At 42.3% G+C, this 17,632-nt stretch carries 19 protein-coding genes; 4 read left to right on the top strand and 15 right to left on the bottom strand.

Features of this window, described 5'->3' with window-relative positions; all coding sequences use genetic code 11:
* Window positions 1–13: 13 nt before the first annotated feature.
* A complete protein-coding gene (gene rodA / locus B4K26_RS10125) occupies window positions 14–1,156 on the top strand; it encodes a rod shape-determining protein RodA (protein WP_296245308.1) in 1,143 nt (380 codons plus the stop codon).
* Between the two features lie 946 nt (window positions 1,157–2,102).
* Complete coding sequence (locus B4K26_RS10120) at window positions 2,103–2,723, top strand: septal ring lytic transglycosylase RlpA family protein (RefSeq protein WP_296245307.1); 621 nt, start codon at window positions 2,103–2,105, stop codon at window positions 2,721–2,723.
* Between the two features lie 159 nt (window positions 2,724–2,882).
* On the opposite strand, the gene radA is transcribed toward B4K26_RS10120, so the two are convergent.
* The 15 genes from radA to B4K26_RS10045 all read right to left on the bottom strand — a co-directional run bounded on the left by radA (window position 2,883) and on the right by B4K26_RS10045 (window position 16,520).
* Entirely contained in the window at window positions 2,883–4,319 is a 1,437-nt protein-coding gene (gene radA, locus B4K26_RS10115) for a DNA repair protein RadA (RefSeq protein WP_296245305.1), read from the bottom strand.
* Between the two features lie 311 nt (window positions 4,320–4,630).
* A complete protein-coding gene (gene lptB / locus B4K26_RS10110) occupies window positions 4,631–5,368 on the bottom strand; it encodes an LPS export ABC transporter ATP-binding protein (protein ID WP_296245339.1) in 738 nt (245 codons plus the stop codon).
* 150 nt (window positions 5,369–5,518) lie between these two features.
* Entirely contained in the window at window positions 5,519–6,007 is a 489-nt protein-coding gene (gene lptA / locus B4K26_RS10105; RefSeq protein WP_296245338.1) for a lipopolysaccharide transport periplasmic protein LptA, read from the bottom strand.
* Window positions 6,008–6,258: 251 nt separating this feature from the next.
* Window positions 6,259–6,843 carry an LPS export ABC transporter periplasmic protein LptC gene (gene lptC / locus B4K26_RS10100; protein ID WP_296245304.1) on the bottom strand — a complete coding sequence of 195 codons (585 nt, stop codon included), beginning with the start codon at window positions 6,841–6,843 and terminating at the stop codon, window positions 6,259–6,261.
* Window positions 6,840–7,421 carry a KdsC family phosphatase gene (locus tag B4K26_RS10095; protein ID WP_296245303.1) on the bottom strand — a complete coding sequence of 194 codons (582 nt, stop codon included), beginning with the start codon at window positions 7,419–7,421 and terminating at the stop codon, window positions 6,840–6,842. The genes lptC and B4K26_RS10095 overlap by 4 nt, the downstream gene beginning before the upstream one ends.
* 232 nt (window positions 7,422–7,653) lie before the next feature.
* Window positions 7,654–8,646, bottom strand: coding sequence for a KpsF/GutQ family sugar-phosphate isomerase (locus tag B4K26_RS10090; RefSeq protein ID WP_296245301.1), 993 nt, complete (start codon window positions 8,644–8,646; stop codon window positions 7,654–7,656).
* A 249-nt stretch (window positions 8,647–8,895) separates the two neighbouring features.
* Window positions 8,896–9,438, bottom strand: a complete 543-nt coding sequence (gene hfq, locus B4K26_RS10085) for an RNA chaperone Hfq (RefSeq protein ID WP_296245300.1) — start codon at window positions 9,436–9,438, stop codon at window positions 8,896–8,898.
* 385 nt (window positions 9,439–9,823) lie between these two features.
* Window positions 9,824–11,023 carry a tRNA (adenosine(37)-N6)-dimethylallyltransferase MiaA gene (gene miaA, locus B4K26_RS10080; protein ID WP_296245299.1) on the bottom strand — a complete coding sequence of 400 codons (1,200 nt, stop codon included), beginning with the start codon at window positions 11,021–11,023 and terminating at the stop codon, window positions 9,824–9,826.
* Window positions 11,024–11,126: 103 nt separating this feature from the next.
* Window positions 11,127–12,890, bottom strand: a complete 1,764-nt coding sequence (gene mutL, locus B4K26_RS10075) for a DNA mismatch repair endonuclease MutL (RefSeq protein WP_296245298.1) — start codon at window positions 12,888–12,890, stop codon at window positions 11,127–11,129.
* Window positions 12,891–12,974: 84 nt separating this feature from the next.
* The gene (tsaE, locus tag B4K26_RS10070) at window positions 12,975–13,499 is read right to left on the bottom strand and encodes a tRNA (adenosine(37)-N6)-threonylcarbamoyltransferase complex ATPase subunit type 1 TsaE (RefSeq protein ID WP_296245297.1); all 525 of its coding nucleotides are present in this window, start codon (window positions 13,497–13,499) and stop codon (window positions 12,975–12,977) included.
* A complete protein-coding gene (locus B4K26_RS10065; protein ID WP_296245296.1) occupies window positions 13,492–14,115 on the bottom strand; it encodes a 6-pyruvoyl trahydropterin synthase family protein in 624 nt (207 codons plus the stop codon). The genes tsaE and B4K26_RS10065 overlap by 8 nt, the downstream gene beginning before the upstream one ends.
* Window positions 14,116–14,284: 169 nt before the next feature.
* Window positions 14,285–14,614 carry a YnfA family protein gene (locus B4K26_RS10060; protein ID WP_296245295.1) on the bottom strand — a complete coding sequence of 110 codons (330 nt, stop codon included), beginning with the start codon at window positions 14,612–14,614 and terminating at the stop codon, window positions 14,285–14,287.
* Between the two features lie 11 nt (window positions 14,615–14,625).
* Window positions 14,626–15,432, bottom strand: a complete 807-nt coding sequence (locus B4K26_RS10055; protein WP_296245294.1) for a PhzF family phenazine biosynthesis protein — start codon at window positions 15,430–15,432, stop codon at window positions 14,626–14,628.
* Between the two features lie 104 nt (window positions 15,433–15,536).
* Window positions 15,537–16,013, bottom strand: a complete 477-nt coding sequence (locus B4K26_RS10050) for a hypothetical protein (RefSeq protein WP_296245293.1) — start codon at window positions 16,011–16,013, stop codon at window positions 15,537–15,539.
* Window positions 16,014–16,058: 45 nt separating this feature from the next.
* Window positions 16,059–16,520 carry a methyltransferase family protein gene (locus B4K26_RS10045; protein WP_296245290.1) on the bottom strand — a complete coding sequence of 154 codons (462 nt, stop codon included), beginning with the start codon at window positions 16,518–16,520 and terminating at the stop codon, window positions 16,059–16,061.
* A gap of 123 nt (window positions 16,521–16,643) precedes the next feature.
* Here B4K26_RS10045 and B4K26_RS10040 point away from each other — a divergent pair, with 123 nt between their 5' ends.
* Window positions 16,644–17,087: a DMT family transporter gene (locus tag B4K26_RS10040; RefSeq protein ID WP_296245288.1), complete on the top strand. Its 444-nt coding sequence runs from the start codon at window positions 16,644–16,646 to the stop codon at window positions 17,085–17,087.
* A 43-nt stretch (window positions 17,088–17,130) separates the two neighbouring features.
* Window positions 17,131–17,589 (top strand): DMT family transporter, encoded by a 459-nt coding sequence (locus tag B4K26_RS10035; protein ID WP_296245287.1) that lies wholly within the window; start codon window positions 17,131–17,133, stop codon window positions 17,587–17,589.
* Window positions 17,590–17,632: the final 43 nt, after the last annotated feature.

Raw genomic sequence — 17,632 nt, 5'->3', positions numbered from 1 at the left:
TCACATTTTGCCTATGCCTTCTAACTTACAATACCGTTTTTCACGTCAGAGCCACCATTTAGGTCAAGGTCATGCGCCGACGCTTTGGCAACGCATTCATATAGATCCGTGGTTAACCTTATTACTGTTAACCGTTTGTTGCATTGGTTTAACCATTCTATATAGCGCGGCAAGCCAAGATACCGACATGGTCATCCGCCAAGTCATCAGTTATGGCGTGGCATTCACAGTGATGTTTACCATGGCACAGATACCGCCTAGCCTTTATCGTACCTTTACGCCCATATTTTATTTGTTGGGGCTGATATTATTGGTACTGGTCGATATCATTGGCGAGGTGCGTATGGGAGCGCAGCGCTGGATTAACTTACCGGGATTTGGCAGTGTTCAGCCTTCAGAGTTTATGAAGCTTGGTATGCCAATGATGTGTGCGTGGTTTTTATCCAAACGTGACTTACCGCCATCTCTAGCAAGCATCGCCATCACCTTAGCATTAATTGTAGTTCCTGTATTATTAATCGCTAAAGAACCTGATCTTGGTACTTCCTTATTGGTCGCCGCCAGTGGCATCTTTGTATTGTTTCTGGCAGGACTATCGTGGCGCTTGATTGCTAGTGCGGCTGCGTTGGCAGTACCACTTATTGTCTTCGCTTGGAATTTTTTGTTGCACGATTACCAACGTACACGTGTCTTAACGATGTTTAATCCTGAGGCTGACGTTCAAGGGGCTGGTTGGAATATCATTCAATCCAAAACAGCTATTGGGGCAGGCGGTTTAACGGGAAAAGGCTATTTAGAAGGCACACAATCGCACCTACACTTTTTACCAGAAGGTCATACCGACTTCATTATCGCCGCTTTTTCTGAAGAATTCGGCTTGCTCGGCGTCATACTACTCATGTTTATTTATGCCTGCTTGCTAACTCGTGCTTTATATATCGCCTTTTCGCACCCTGATGCTTATAGTCGATTACTAGCAGGCGCGATTGCCATGTCTTTTTTCGTTTATGTTTTTGTCAATGTCGGCATGGTCAGCGGCATTCTACCCGTCGTCGGTGTGCCCTTGCCTTTTATCAGTTATGGTGGTACTGCCATTGTGACGTTAATGGCCGGTTTTGGCTTACTAATGTCAATTCATACGCACAAATCTGGCTAGAGCATCTCCTTGTTGCAAATGCCTTTCTGCAGGGACTAATTGGCTTAAAAGATAGACTTATATGGCAAGGATTCGGCTCAATAAATGTCATAAATTTGGGTTGAAATAGTCATATAACCACCCTATATAGTCGTTTATAAAATCATACGTTAGCAAATTTGCCTAAGAATTTGAGAAAAATGCGCTGTGCTAGGTAATCGAACGTAACAGCGAAACATCTAAAATTAAATGAATATCTCCTCTTTTAACGCTTTTTAGTTTGTCATTAATTTCACCCAGATTGCTGTTAAAACCTTAATTATTCAATCTTGAGTTATTCATAAGTTATTGTTTTAATAATATTTTTTCCTTGATATCCATATCTTATCACTAACAAAGCATTATTAATGACCGATTAGTACTGTTAGGTTTTACTTCTTGTTTTTTACAATTAATTGCGTTACCCTCGTTTTATTGTAGTTTGATACATAACCCGTACATAGCTACTAAGAAAGATATCATTTAATTATATTGCAGTTGTAGCTTATCCGTATAGTTAGCGAATTGTAGATTCTTGACTTTCAAAGGCACTACTTAATTAACGGTTTAATAACAAAGAAATACGCAACACACTTTAAACCCTTTATTAATTTAGCAATGTGAAAAAGTCCTTTAGCAGTTAGTATTACCCTATTTTAGTTGTTTAATTACTATTGTTAACTATCATTTGAGCGTGTCATAGGAGTGTGGTCAGTTAAGTATAAACGTCCACTCTTATGACGATGAAATAAAAAATTACCATATATTAGAGCTTAAAAAAGCCCATATTTATGATCATCGTGATGAGAAATGTAGATGATCAAGAGGCTTTAGAGTTTGCGATACTGTTAGAGTGGTCTAATACTGTCTCGCTCTCTCTAAGATGTTTTTAGAGTTAGGTTCTAATGTATATGCTATAGAGGTATTTATGAATAAGCGTTTATCTGGTTTACTGACAATGTCAGCAGTTTTATTTGCCGGCTCTGCAATCGCTACTAATGCAAATGCTGTAGAATCCAAAACCTCTCTTGCAATGATTTCGCAAGATAACGCCTCCCATATCGACCGTGTACTCGGTGAACTCAGTCGTCAACATGACGGCGCATCAAGCTTAGTTAAATCTGCCCGTCAGCCTACTTCATTGGCGCTTAGCAGCTCACTGCTCGCCAGTGATACCGCACAAGTGTCTAATGACGAAGATGTTTTAGAGCGTCTAACCGCAGTAGCATCTAACTCTGTGAGTAAGTTTAAGCAAACCGGCTTAGCTTCTTGGTATGGTCGTCAGTTTCATGGCCGTAAAACCGCTAGCGGTGAGACCTTTGATATGAACGGCTTAACTGCTGCTCACCGCTCGCTACCATTAAACTGCTACGTTAAAGTCACCAATAAAACCAATGGTAAAAGTGTCGTCGTTAAAGTCAACGATCGCGGTCCATTTCATGGTAATCGCGTGATGGATTTGTCATATGGTGCTGCCAAGCAGCTTGGTATTACTAATAAAGGTGTGGGAAACGTGTCTATTGAGCGTGTTTCAGGCCCAGCCTCTTAAACCATTAACGTTTTAGACCACTCGCGGTTTAAACCTTTAACGGTTTCGTATCAAAAAACGGCTTAACCTTAGTTTTAAAAAAAGCGCCTAACTCTTTCAAGTTAGGCGCTTTCTTTTACGTTTAATAGTTAATAGTTAATACTGCACTGCTTTTGAAAACTATAACTCAAAAGCGCTTTCAATCGCATCATCCAGACGTTCAACCGCAATAACATTGATGCCTTTAAACTGCGGCGAATCTTTAGCAGGGGCATTGGCTTTAGGGATAATTGCGTGTTTAAAGCCGTGTTTCATCGCTTCTTTTAGACGTTCTTGCCCGTTAGGAACAGGGCGAATCTCACCAGATAAGCCGACTTCACCAAAGACAGCAAGTGATGATGGCAAAGGCTTTTCTTTAATACTAGAGGCACAAGCCAATAGCACGGCCAAATCAGACCCTGTTTCAATGACTTTAACGCCACCGACGACGTTAACATATACATCTTGGCCGCTTGTATGAATGCCGCCGTGACGATGCATGACCGCCAGAAGCATTGATAGTCGCTGAAAGTCCAATCCTAAGGCCATACGTCTTGGTGAACCTTGTGAGTCATCAACCAAGGCTTGTACTTCGACCAGCAGGGGTCTAGTGCCTTCACGGCTTACCATCACTACAGAACCCGCTACGGGCTTGTCATAACGACTTAAAAATATCGCTGACGGATTGGCCACTTCTTTTAGTCCCATATCTGTCATACCAAAAATGCCCAATTCATTAACCGCGCCAAAACGGTTTTTTACCGCCCGTATCATGCGAAAACGTGAATCGGACTGACCTTCAAAATATAAAACCGTATCGACCATGTGCTCAAGCACGCGTGGCCCTGCCAGCGTTCCTTCTTTGGTCACATGTCCTACTAAGAATAGCGCCGTGCCAGTTTGCTTGGCATAGCGGGTCAAAATAGCCGCCGATTCTCGAATTTGACTGACGCCGCCTGGTGCTGAATTGATCGCATCGGTATAAATGGTCTGAATCGAGTCAATAATAGCAATTGCAGGCTGCTCTTGAGTCAAGGCAGCACAAATCGTTTCAACGTTGGTTTCAGCAAGGACGCGCAACCTATCCGCTGGTAAATCTAAGCGCTTGGCGCGCATCGCCACCTGTGCAAGAGACTCCTCACCTGTTACATACAGCGCGCTTCCTGCTAGCGAATCAGCCCTCGCCATATTAGTCGCTGTCTGTAAAAGAATCGTTGATTTACCAATACCAGGGTCACCGCCGATCAAAACGACAGAACCGGCAACCAGCCCTCCGCCTAAGACCCGATCAAATTCGCTAATGCCCGTCGGCAGGCGTGTATCTAGTGTTACACTTACCGCATTTAGCGGCATGACCGCACTATGCGTTCCTGAGTAGTTGCCAGCGGTCGTTCCTGTACTTCGAGAAACGGCGCGGCTGGCATTGGGTTTTACCGTATTTTTGTTATGGTGCGGCATACTGACATTTGGCGCTTCAACCAAACTGTTCCATTCGCCGCAGTCTGTACACTGTCCTGCCCACTTGCCAAAGTGCGCACCGCAGCTCTGACAGACATAACTGCTTTTATTTTTTGCCATAACGTATGAGCCTTATTCAGATGATCAATCAAGAATAATAAATAGATTTTTATAATGCTCTGTGAGCGCTTTAATGTAAGAATAATAAAAAGGATATATCAGCCTGTAAAATCAGGCCGTACTTTATAGCAGTCTGGATTTACAGAAGTCTGGATTTGCAAAAGTGTGTTTGTAAAAGATACTAGCCAAATATCAGTTGCACGATACAAAACGACGAAATATTTGGCCAAAAATACGGATGAGGATAAAGAAAATAATGCCTTACAAAACAATGCCTTTCAAAATAGTGATTTATTAAACCGTGAAGTTCTTTATACCTGAAAGTCTTTACCGAGATAGACAGATTTTACCAATTCATTGTCTAATACTTCAGATGAGGTACCTTCAGCAATGATAGCGCCTTCTGAGACGATATAGGCTTTTTCACAAATGGCTAAGGTGTCACGCACGTTATGGTCGGTGATGAGTACACCGATACCGCGATTTTTTAGGGTTAAAATTACGTCTTTAATATCCCCAACAGAGATAGGGTCGACACCAGCAAAAGGCTCATCCAATAAAATGAACTTTGGGTCGGCCGCCAACGCGCGCGCAATCTCACAGCGGCGGCGCTCACCGCCTGAAACACTCATACCAAGAGATTTGCGCACATGCTCTAAATGGAACTCGCCGATCAATTTTTCAAGCTCTTGGCGCTGCTCAGACGCATTTAATTCTTTTCGAGTTTGCAAGATAGCTAAAATATTATCTTCAATTGATAATTTGCGAAAAATAGAGGCTTCCTGCGGCAAATAGCCAATACCAGCGCGCGCGCGCTCATGCATGGCGTATTTTGATAAGTCCATTTTTCCTAAGGTAACACGGCCTTTGTCCATATTGACCAGCCCTACCACCATATAAAAACTGGTGGTTTTACCCGCACCGTTTGGTCCCAGCAACCCAACAACTTGTCCCTGATCAACGGAAAATGAAACGTCTTTCACCACCCAGCGTTTACCGTAGCGTTTGCCTAAATTTTGCATCGTTAAACGGGCGACAGAGTGATTCATTGACGCTACAGCATCATTGCTAAACTCATTATTATTAAGAACATTATTTTCAATCTCGCTCATCGCTGACCCATCACTTACTGTTAAAGTTGCAAAATTCTGGTATTAGTACAGATTACCTAACTGCTTATATATCAAAAGACAATTAGCTTAGCGTAAGCTGCTTCTATCGGTGCTGTTGTTAGGCGGGAAGACCAACTCTACGCGTTGACTGCCACCAGCCGTTGCTTCAACATCGCCCGCTTTTAAGCTGTAACGAATGACATTCCCCGCAAAACTTGCGCCATTTTGTACCAATTTTGCATTACCAGTGAGTGTAACGATTCCCGTGACGGCATTATAATCAATCTTATTTGCCTGACCTTTTGCCAAGCCTTTTTCTTGCGTCACCACCTGTTGCATGGTTGCGGGACGACCAGTTGCGACGGCCGAATTGATACTGCGACCCTGTGATAGATTGACCGTGATATTATCAGCGGTCATTTTAAACGTCCCTTGCGTAATCACTACCGTACCTGAATAGCTGGTAATTCCTGACCGCTCACTATAAGTTGCCTTATCAGCCAACAGCTTAATGGGCTGATTGGCATCTGATGGTAAGGCATGACTATATAGTGGCAAGGCTAGCAGCATTACCATCGGCAATGTTCGCAATCCGAGAGTTACTTGAATAGAGCGCGTCGGTAGCAAGCGTAAAGTAGGCAAGAAATTGGATTTCATAAAAAATACTCGTGTCATTATGGGTAGTGGCATTTGCAAACTTCCTGCTAGGTGCTGCTTTTGAAGATTTTAATATCGATATAAAGACTAAAAAGAATACTGTCATCATGATAATGTTAACACTTAGACCAATTTTATAAATTAGGCTTATATTAAAGCTTAGAGCAATATTAAAACAAGGCTTTATCTTGGCGTTTCGCTGGCGTAAAAGCGACGGCAACTTGACCAAATTCATAGTCGCCTGTTTCAAGGTTAGCAGTCATGCTCGACGCCTCAAAACGATTCATGCCTTGTTCAACTTTGACTGGCTCATCACTATAGACTTGACCTGATTTGGTATTACCTTTTAATGTGCTGCCCGTCACTTTAATCGGCTCAATATCTGACTCGCCTGCTTTCCCTTCACTAATTAAAGAAAAACCGCCTGCTAAGCTCATGTCACCTGTCTGTTGACTGATAGCAGCGCTGCCCGCTTCGATACGATAACGCTGCTCGTCTGACGGCTCCCAATTCATCGTGATGCCTTTCATCTCATCCTTATTGGTTACAGGATTATGTGTCAATGATTCAGCATTTAGCTCGTACTCGGTTTCACCTTTTTCATTGGTCTGAACCGCCTTAATGTCTGTCGCTTCATAATCCACATCAGTCGGTTTAATGCTAACCGGCGGTGTGACTTCTCCCTGCTGCTTAAAAAACCAGCCAGCAATGATAGCGATAACCAACGCCAGGATTATTAAAACACGAGTATTCACGACCAGTTATCCTCAAGTTTTTCTTCATCAGCTTTTGCGGCATCAAGCGTATATTGCGCTATAAAGTCTTGATAATGACCATGACCTTTTAAAATCAAATCACATATTTCACGTACAGCGCCTGTACCGCCAGCACGCGTGGTTACCATATGGCTGCGTTTTATGACTTCTGGATGAGCGTTTGGAACGGTAGGAGCAAAGCCTACCGTTTGCATTGCTTTAATATCGGGCAAATCATCGCCCATATAAGCACAGTCGGCAGTGGTGATATTGAGCGCTGGATCAAGCGTCGCCAATAACTCATTTAGGGCGATAAGCTTATCATCACGGCCTTGGACGATATAATCCACGCCTATCTCAGAGGCGCGTTTATCTACCATAGGACTGCTGCGACCAGTGATGATAGCGGTTAAAATACCGTAACGCGCCAACGATTTAACGCCTACGCCATCCTGGACGGAAAAGGCTTTGGTCTCTATGCCATTGGCATCATAAATGATTTGACCGTTTGACAAAATACCATCGACATCCATGACCAATAGTTTTACTTGTCCGGCTTTTTTTATTAAGTCTTGCATCAGTGCTCTCTAGTTAAGTACTTTCTTATCAAAGGTTATTTTAATATGGTACTTATTAATATAGTCAGTATTAAGTAAAATGAGTAGAAAAACGCGCTACTGGTAGAGTTTTTCCTTGCTTGTTGGGTCTACACAGACAGACGCTGCGTAAAATTTATATCAGCAGCACTCTGTATCAGTTCGAAATGAATAGGCTATATAAATTTTATTATAGTAATCGTTAAATGAGTACTTACTTTACGCCGGCTTTTAATAAATCATGCACTGTGATGATGGCCTCCAAGCGTTCTGCCTCATCAATAATCAACAGCTGGCTAATACCATTTTCATTCATCACACTCAGTGCATCTGAAGCGCGCATATTTTTACTAACGCGGCGCGGATTGCTGACCATCAGCTCACGCATGGGCGTTTTTAAATCAATACCTTTTTCTAAGCCGCGGCGCAAGTCGCCGTCAGTAAATACACCAACCACTTTCTGTTCGTCATCAGTGACCACCGTCATACCTAGACGTCCAGCAGACATAGTCAATAAAGCGTCTTGCAAAGGCGCTTGTTGATTGATAAGCGGTAAGTTTTCCGAATTAGTATGCATCAAATCTTCAACGCGCGTCAGCAGTTGCCGACCTAACGCGCCAGCAGGATGCGATAATGCAAAATCTTCTGAGGTAAAATTACGCGCATGAACCAAAGCCACTGCCAACGCATCACCCAATGCCAAAGTCGCCGTAGTACTAGAAGTTGGGGCAAGATTGAGCGGACAAGCTTCTTGCGATTTACCCAGCGTTAAAACGATGTCTGCCGCTTGCGGCAACATTCCGCGCTTGTCTCGACTGATACTAATCAGCGGAATATTCAAGCGTTTAACCACAGGTAGCAGCATTCTAATCTCATCGGACTCACCCGAGTTTGAGATGGCAAGCAAGACATCGCCCTGCACCAACATCCCCAAATCGCCATGCCCTGCTTCACCAGGATGCATGAAAAACGCTGGCGTGCCCGTAGAGGCAAAAGTCGCCGCTATTTTACGCCCGATAAGACCCGACTTACCCATTCCCGTAACCACGACGCGCCCTTGACAGGCTAGGATAATATCGCAGGCTTGAGCAAATCTATCATCGATTTGTTCCGTTAACAATTCTAGCGCCGCCATTTCGGTATTAATCGCTTCGATAGCTGTACTAATAAATTGTTTATGGGTTAAATTGCATTCGGGATTACTCATACATTAGCTCTATATTCAGTGGTTCTACATTTACGGCGAATCAATGAAGCATTTTACTATACTATGGCAGATATTAATAATACAGACCAAAACCCTAGTTTATACTGTCGTCATCGCTCGATGATTAAATATTAGCTTAAAGATTGCACGTTTATTTATACAAAAAAACCCACTATATTAGTAGGTCTTAATCATCAATATCACGTTTAATAACATACTCTTAATACATCAGATATCAAGCTTCGCTACTTAATGATTACTACTGTCGTCAGAGTCATCGTTTGAGTTATTCTCAAATCCATGATTGTCTGAAGAAGTCTCAAAACCACGGTCTTGACCAAAGCCACCGCGTTCAAAGCCACGGTCTTGACTTTGACCGAAGCTACCGCGCTCAAAACCGCGATCTTGACCTTGACTAAAACCACCGCGGTTAAATCCGCTACGATTGGCAAAGCCACGCTCTTCAAAACCGCCGCTACCGGCAAGATTGCTACCACGTTCAAAGCCACCACTCATACCGCCGCCTTGATAGCCAACAACTGCGCCAGTTGAGGCTTGGGTGCCAGTACCAGTCGTTGTACTGCTTCTTGGATTACGGGCTGGCACAACCGTTGAGATGGCATGTTTATAAACCATTTGACTCACAGTATTTTTTAACAAAACCACATATTGATCAAATGATTCGATTTGACCTTGAAGCTTAATGCCATTGACTAGAAAAATAGAAACAGGAATGCGATCTTTGCGCAGCGAATTCAAGAATGGATCTTGTAAAGTTTGTCCTTTTGACATGATATCTCTCCTAAATATTATATAATTATTTTTAGTGCCAATTATTTTAAGTATTGCTTTAATTATAATGGCTGAGGGCAGATACAATAATAAGTTTTATTTATAAAACGTATCTAAATAAGCACTAATTCTTGTTAAATGATTTCACTTTACTGTGAATACGTTATTATTGTAAATAATTAAGTAACTACTTGTTTCATAAGAACATTTACCAACAAATATCAATCAACAAAGATAAAAAAGCAATAACACTACTATAAATCACACTATTCTACTATGGTTTAAATTATAGCAGTTATCTACCTTGTAATTTGAAACTAATTGTCATTATTTTTTACGTGTTGCTGATTTCATTATTACAAGTAGTCGGCAGAGTGATTCGGGCTTAATATAGATAATTCCTTACCTGTGCCATAGTAGCAAACGTTTTTATCGTTACATCGTCCGTTATGTGCTTATTATCATCGCTAAGTCGACTTGACGTTGTTCTAGCATTTGATGTGGCATCAGACTCACCAGCCAATTGAGTGAGTTTACGCAGCCAAGTGTACTGACGCTTTGCCAGCTGTCTTGTCGCATATAATGCCTTATTTTGCATTTGCTGACAAGCAAGCGCCTCGGTTTGACTACTGAGCGTGGATGACTGGCTTAACGCTTGAGCGATTATATCTTGTTTTATTCTACTCGTATTTGCTGCTTCTAATTGTGGAAAAGCATCATAAAACTGTGCTTTGTCCAAATGTGGCTGTTCAAATATTGGATGATTAATACGGACAAGATACTCTAATACTTGCCGATAACCCACACAGCGCATAGAGGGCAAGTTTGGCGTCAGGGAATACTGCTCAAGCAATCTGACGACCTCAGTCACTAGACCCTCGTTCCACATAATGTCTAGACGCTGCTCAATACGCTCATGAAGCCATGGCCGCTCAGGCATCACCGCTAACACATGCCATTGTTGATTAGAATTATGAGCCAACGCCTCTTTAGGCTTTTGTTGCCAGTCACTGATTGGTATATTAGTTTGTAGATAAACTTCAACCGCGCGGGTAATGCGCTGAGTATCAGTTGCATGTAGGCGTTTGTGACTTATCGAATCTACTTTTTCTAGATAGTCGTATAGCGCATTAATACCTTCATCCTGACGCCACTGCTCCACGCGCGCGCGAACATCATCATCACTATCTGGTACGGGTGACAGCCCATCAATGAGCGCCATGTAATACATCATCGTACCGCCTACCAGTAGCGGTATTTTACCGTTTTTATGACATTGATCAATCAAACGAGCGACGTCACTAACGAACTCAGCAACACTATAGCTCTGCATGGGGTTAATAATATTGACCAAATGGTGCGGATAACGCACGAGCTCAGCCGTCGTAGGCTTGGCTGTGCCGATATTCATATCGCGATATATCAGCGCCGAATCTACTGAAATCAGCTCATAACACCCCGTATCATATAGCTCATACGCCAATGCCGTTTTGCCACTTGCAGTCGGTGCCATCAGACACACCACGCTATTATCCGCCAGATTGGAATTTAAACAATAAGATGAGCGATCGGACGAAAGTTGCATAGGACTGCCTTTATTTTTTATATAACCAATAGCTAGAATAATATTGAGATACCTAGTTGCGTATGTTTGACTTTGATATTTACTTATTTAGCTACTGATTGGCTTAATTAGGCGTAGATGATAGCATCAATGCCATTAATTGCTGGTTACTTATAGATTTGAAAGCATGTTTGGCAAGCAATCCTTCCAGATCGGATTTAAATGCCCATAAGTCTTCTGCTGACATTTGTGCTCCTAACTCAGTAAGCCACTGATTAATATCGTTAGCGTTAGTAGCCAAAGCACTTTTTCTAAGTGCCTCTGATTCAAACAAAAAGTTTAACTGTGATTGCCAAATATCAGCGCCAATAATCAAAAATTGACTTCGACTATAAAACAGTAACCAAGGTAATGTTTTATCATCGATGTTTTCAGTTTCAGCTGACTTTCCTACCAAACTATCTAAGGCATGAATCGTATCTAGAGCAATAACATCCAAGCAATACGGTAAAGGTGTCGCTTGTATGGGTACATTGTTTGACGTATTTACCGTATTTTTTGCTGGACCTTGATTTATATCCTTAGAATGATTAGCCACCTCTAGGGATTGAGGGCCATCGATATTGTTTGAACATTGGTAAGGCTGCTTAAGCTCATTAACTTGTCTATTTGCATACCTGTTTTGCTGTGGCGGCAAAGTGCTTGCATAAGGTTGATTCGCCCATACCGAATTTGATACTAGAGTGTTTATGGCCGTCTTATTTCTGGAACTATGGGTTTTTATAAATGACTTTTCATTTACAGTTATTTTCCTTAGTTTTGCCTGGATCGCATGACTTAAATGCGCCATGATATTATTAAGTGGACTGATTTTAATGCGCTGCTTGGATGGATGCACATTGATATTGAGCCATTCGGTTGGCAAATCAAAATACAGCGCGTAGCCAATTCCTGTCAGCTGAGCACTTTGAGCAAGTTGACGCAGCTGATTGCTAATCAACGCTTCTTTTACCAGTCTGCCATTCACATAGAACAACTTTGGAAAAGTATCTTGCACGTTAGTGCTAGGCCATAACCAACCATTAATACTTGCTTGACCGTCATAGTTATTATTCACATATGCTCTAGGTTGCTGTATTAAACTAGTTAAGTCTATCGCTATTGGCAACGCCTTATCTGTTAAAGGTAATCCTGTCGCTTGCTCAAGACGCGATAAAGGTAGACGATTAGCAGCTTCATTGCTGTTGCTATTTGCAGACAGCGATAACCGCTTTTTATTGTCATGAAACAGTGTTAGCGCCACATCTGCTCGCGCCAACGCCACTTCGCGGACGATCGTTTCAATATGACCAAACTCAGTTGCAATAGATTTTAAATTGCCACGGCGTGCTGGTACATTAAAATATAAATCCTTGACGGTAATAGTCGTACCACGTTGATGTACAACTGGCATCAGCTTTGGCGTATCGTCCAGCACGCCTGCGACTTGTAATTGGCGACCGACGCCACTGTCATCATGGCTACTGGTTAAAGTCAAACGAGAAACCGCCGCCGTTGCTGCCAAAGCTTCCCCGCGAAAGCCTAACGTCGTAATACCCTGCAAGTTAGCGACATCAGCAACTTTACTGGTCGCATGACGGGTAATGGCCATGACCATATCATCGGGATGAATGCCTGTACCGTTATCAATCACCTCAATCATACCCATACCACCTTGAGTAATATGCACCTCAACATTAGTAGCACCCGCGTCAATCGCGTTTTCAAGCAACTCTTTGACCACTGCTGCAGGGCGCGTCACTACCTCACCCGCTGCCAATTGATTGACAAGCAGCGGCGACAGTTTTTTGATGCGAGTATGAGGATGATTGTCTGGCATTTCTGGCATGAAAGGGTATCGTTGTTTTATATAATGATGGGTCAAGCTGACGGATGTTTATGAGTCACATTCATTGTAGCTATGAAGTGCCGATTAAATCTTAAGAGAAGATAAATCTAAACCTTGCGCCTGCCCTACCTTCGATAAGCGCAGCTCAACCTGACGAGTTTCTTTATCGTTATCACTGCTAGTAGCTTGCGTCATATCAATAAACAAGCTCGGCGGTGGCAAATAACTGTCTGCTCGGCTTGCCCACTCAATGATAACCAGCGCATTGGGCTCATCTAAATACTCATCAAAGCCAATAAAAGACAACTCTTCTGGATCTTGCAAACGATATAAATCGGCATGATAAACGGACTTCATTGTGCCGTCGCCTTGCTCGATGCTATAAGGTTCAACCAAGGTATAAGTTGGACTTTTAACAGCCTCTGTATGCCCTAGCGCCTGCAACCAATAGCGCGTCAGTGTCGTTTTACCTGCACCCAAGTCACCTGCCAGCCACACACTACCAGATAAAGCTAACGCCGCCAATTGCTCAGCCAAACGCTGAGTATTTTCTTCAGAATATAGTGTTAACGTTTTCACATTTTTATCTTCTTTTATATTGCTAAGCATCAAGATTACCTGTCTGAACTTGCGTCTTTACTTGCATTGTCACTGACGGATTGACGAAGCGCTCACCGCGAATCAATTTAGCGTATAGCTCAGGATCATGCCACTCGGCACGAACTTGGTCGCTAAATTTAAATTCTTTTAGATTCAGCTCGCCCATCTGCTCATTTGCCACATCATCAGCAAAACACTGCGCATAACCAGTTGCAGTCTCATGAGCAATCACTGAATAAACGCTGACATCAGACTCCCCATTTTGCATTTGGGTTTGTTTGAGAATTTCTTGAGCCCAAAAGAATATCACGCGAGAAAACTGCTCTGCTGATGGCGATACTGGCAAACTTATCCAGCGCGCGCTGAATTTTTTGCAAGCAGCGATATATTCAGGGTCGTCTTTATTCCAAAAACAAATCGCATGATCGAAGCTATCGATAATGTCTTTGATAGAGGATTTTAATAGTCCAAAATCATAGACCATTTGACCATGATCTAAACGCTTGGCTTCTAAGATCAGTTCGATCTGATAACTATGACCATGGATAGAATGCTTGCAGCGCTCAGAGCTGCAATTACGCACGATATGCGCATTTTCAAATTTGAACAGTTTACGAATACGCATAATAATTGACCAAAACAGTAAGCTTCATTGTGCTAAACATGAATATTATAAGGGTTTTCCGCGACGACACATCGGCGTGCGGTTCATTATAGCAAATCGTAATGGCTGCGTAAGTAAGCTCTTTTTAAGCCTTTCATTGATTAAATCCATCAACGGTTAAGCCCATCAATTAATGGCGCGGGGCAAACATAATGATCGCCATTCCTAATAGTGCGACGATAGAACCCAATATATCCCACGTGGTCGGTCTGATGCCGTTCACTGTCCAAAGCCAAATAATAGCCATGGTAATATAAACACCGCCGTAAGCAGCATAAACGCGACCAGCGGCGGTGGGATGTAAGGACAGCAGCCAAACAAAAGCAACCAAACTGAGCGCACCAGGAACCAGCAGCCAAATCGACTTACCTTCCCGCAGCCATAAATAAGGCAAATAGCACCCTGCAATTTCAGCCAGTGCGGTCAGCGCAAACAGTCCAACGGTTTTTAATTCAGTCAAACCAACCACTCCTAAACCGTGATAAACCCTGTCATATACTGCACAGCATTGCCAGAAATTAGCACCCTATCACCTGCAACGACGCAGTCTAAAATACCGCCGCGACGTGACGCTTGATACGCGAGTAATTCATTTTTACCCAGCTTCTCTGCCCATAGTGGCGCAAGCCCCGTATGGATAGAACCTGTCACCGGGTCCTCATCCCCACCATTGGCAGGCCAGAAGTAACGCGACAGAAAATCGTAGTGTTTATAGTCGGCAGATTCCGCCTGACAAGTAACCACGACGTCTAATGGCGCAAGCTGTTTTAATCGCTCATTGTCGCGCGCCACAGTTAAAACATCGGCTTCAGCATTATAAATCACAAAATAGGCTTGCGAGTTTTTATAAACTTCAATAGGTTTAATAGACAATCCTGCCAGCAAATCATCAGGAATTTCATCCAACTTCTGAGGTTTGGTATTGGGAAAGTCCATTTGTATTTTGCCATCATCGGTTTGTTTGACAGTCAAAATACCAACCGCTTTGGCTGAAAATTTGATCAATGATAAATCAGGAATTTTCTTAAATAATACAAACGCTGATGCCAAGGTTGCATGGCCACAAAAATCAATCTCAGTTAGTGGCGAAAACCAACGAATATGATAAACCCCTTTATTATCAGCAACGATAAAGGCGGTTTCCGATAAATTATTTTCAAAGGCAATAGACTGCATTAATTCTACATCTAGCCAGTTATCAGTGAGGATAACGGCGGCTGAATTGCCTTTAAAAACGGTATCCGTAAAGGCATCGATGACGTTTATTTCTAGTTGCATTTTATTTATTTCCAATAAATTATTACGTTTAATAATATAGCTTTACCTTTGTAGTTATAACATCGGCTATATCTCAACCTATCTAAATGCACTTAGAGGTAACTCTATATACAAGCTAACTTAGCGACATCCGTGATACCAGAATTCAAGTCTTTTAGTTCATCGATAAAGTTATCTAAAAGCACTGGTTCAGACTTCAAATACATTTTTGCTTCTGCCGCTTCTCGTTGTTCCTTAAATTCAAAAAACTCACCTTGCTGATACGTTGATATATATAAGATGCTTGGCTTAGGGAAATGAAGCCTAGCCGCAAAAGCCCCATTCGCATATTCATAGCCAAACCCACCCCAAGTAATATCTTCTAAGCCACCATAATAATGATCTTTAAATATATTGAGGCAATCAATCAAACTTACGATCTCCTGTTTGGCGATATATACTTGATTAGTAAACGTTGAGCATCCGTCACAAACACTTATCAGTAATTCTGTCAAATCGTCATCAAACCATATTTTTTCTATTGAAAGCTCAGGGGTCATAATTTTTCTCACATCTAATGCTAAGCAAGTAGTAAAGTTCACATTATTTCCAAAAGGAAAAGTATGTCTATAACACAGCTCTATATTTTATATCCAGCGTCTGACTTTTGAGCGATAGTTTTGATACGCCTGACCAAACTTCTTGGCTAACATTCTTTCCTCAGGTTGAATCTGAAAGCGGCTTATATACATCATAAATATGGGTATCAAAATAAATGCAAGGAAATGAGACAGATATAATGCCCACCCTAACAAAATAAGCGTCAATCCCAGATACATAGGGTTGCGAGTATATCGATAAATACCGCTAGTGACCAAGCTAGTTGCCTTGTCAATTTCTTTTGGGTTGGGCGTGGTTTGCGCTTTTTTAAATTGCTTCACGCCCATGATGGCACCACTCAATCCTACCACGCCAAGTCCAATCGCTAACCCAGTTGATCCATTGAGTACAAACTTTAAACTTGGTAGGGTTTTAGATACTCCAAACATCGCAGCGGCAGTGATAATGAATTGCGCTGGTGGTGGTATTTTTAGCTCTAGAGAATTCATAAGGTCACCGTATGGGTATATAGATACATCGTTTTGGCGTCATTCATTGTATCCGTTAACCTATAGCCATACAATATGGGCTTTTATTTCATAAAAGTAAGAAAAAATCTTAAAAGGCAGGCTATGAAGCAAGTTTTGATGTTGTTATTCGTAGTATCAGGCGGAATGGCATTGGCAGTGGAAGCAGCGTTTTTAGGTCCATTAGGTGAGAGTATCGGTCGGCTATCAGCATCTTTATCCATATTTTTAATTGGTGTGCTGGTTTTTAGTATAGCGATGGTCATACTGATGATAATGGGTCGGCGCAATTATTTATCCACGCTACCAACACAGCCACGTTGGTTACTAACCGCTGGTCTTGTCGGCTTTACTTATACCATTATCCTTACTATCACCACGCCTTTAGTCGGGGTTGGCACGACGATGGTCGGTATTTTATGCGGTCAAATCAGCGCCAGTTTAGTGATTGATCATTTCGGGTTACTAGGAAGCGCTCGCCGCGCCATTGACCGTTATCGTCTTGCGGCATTGGGGTTAATTTTAGTCGCACTTTGGCTGATTTATTAATAACGAGGACGGTTCAAAAGATGACGATATTAAGGAAAATACCATGCTACTAACGCTTGCCTTCCCTTTGTTATTGCTGGGCGGCATGGCAATTGCTGCTCAGTCCTCTATCAATGGGTCACTCAGCGTTCGTACCGATGTGGTCACGACAGCATGGCTTGCCAACGTGGTCGCCGCAATTATTTTAGGGTTTTTAGTAATTTTCTTTGAGCCACCACAAGCGCAAACGATGTTTAGTATACCGCCGTGGCAGTTATCAGGCGCCTTATTCGGTACGTTTTCGATGGTGGCTATCGTAATTGGTGTACCGCGAATTGGGACGGCAGCAACCATTGTGGCGGTCATCGCTGGGCAAATCATTATGGGATTATTGGTTGACCACTTTGGTTGGTTTGGTAATTCGCAAATAGTGTTAGATTATAAACGTGCGGCAGCTATCGCCCTACTTGCTGGCGCGTTGTATTTGATTTATTTGAGTAATGTAAGGCAGATTGAAAGTTAAGATAAAGCTCATTAGAAAGATATAAATTAGGAACGCCGATAAT

Source organism: Psychrobacter sp. UBA6766 (assembly GCF_002453355.1).
Classification (GTDB): Bacteria; Pseudomonadota; Gammaproteobacteria; order Pseudomonadales; family Moraxellaceae; genus Psychrobacter.
The sequence above is the reverse complement of the archived record's forward strand: the minus strand, read 5'-3'. Positions and strand labels throughout refer to the sequence as shown.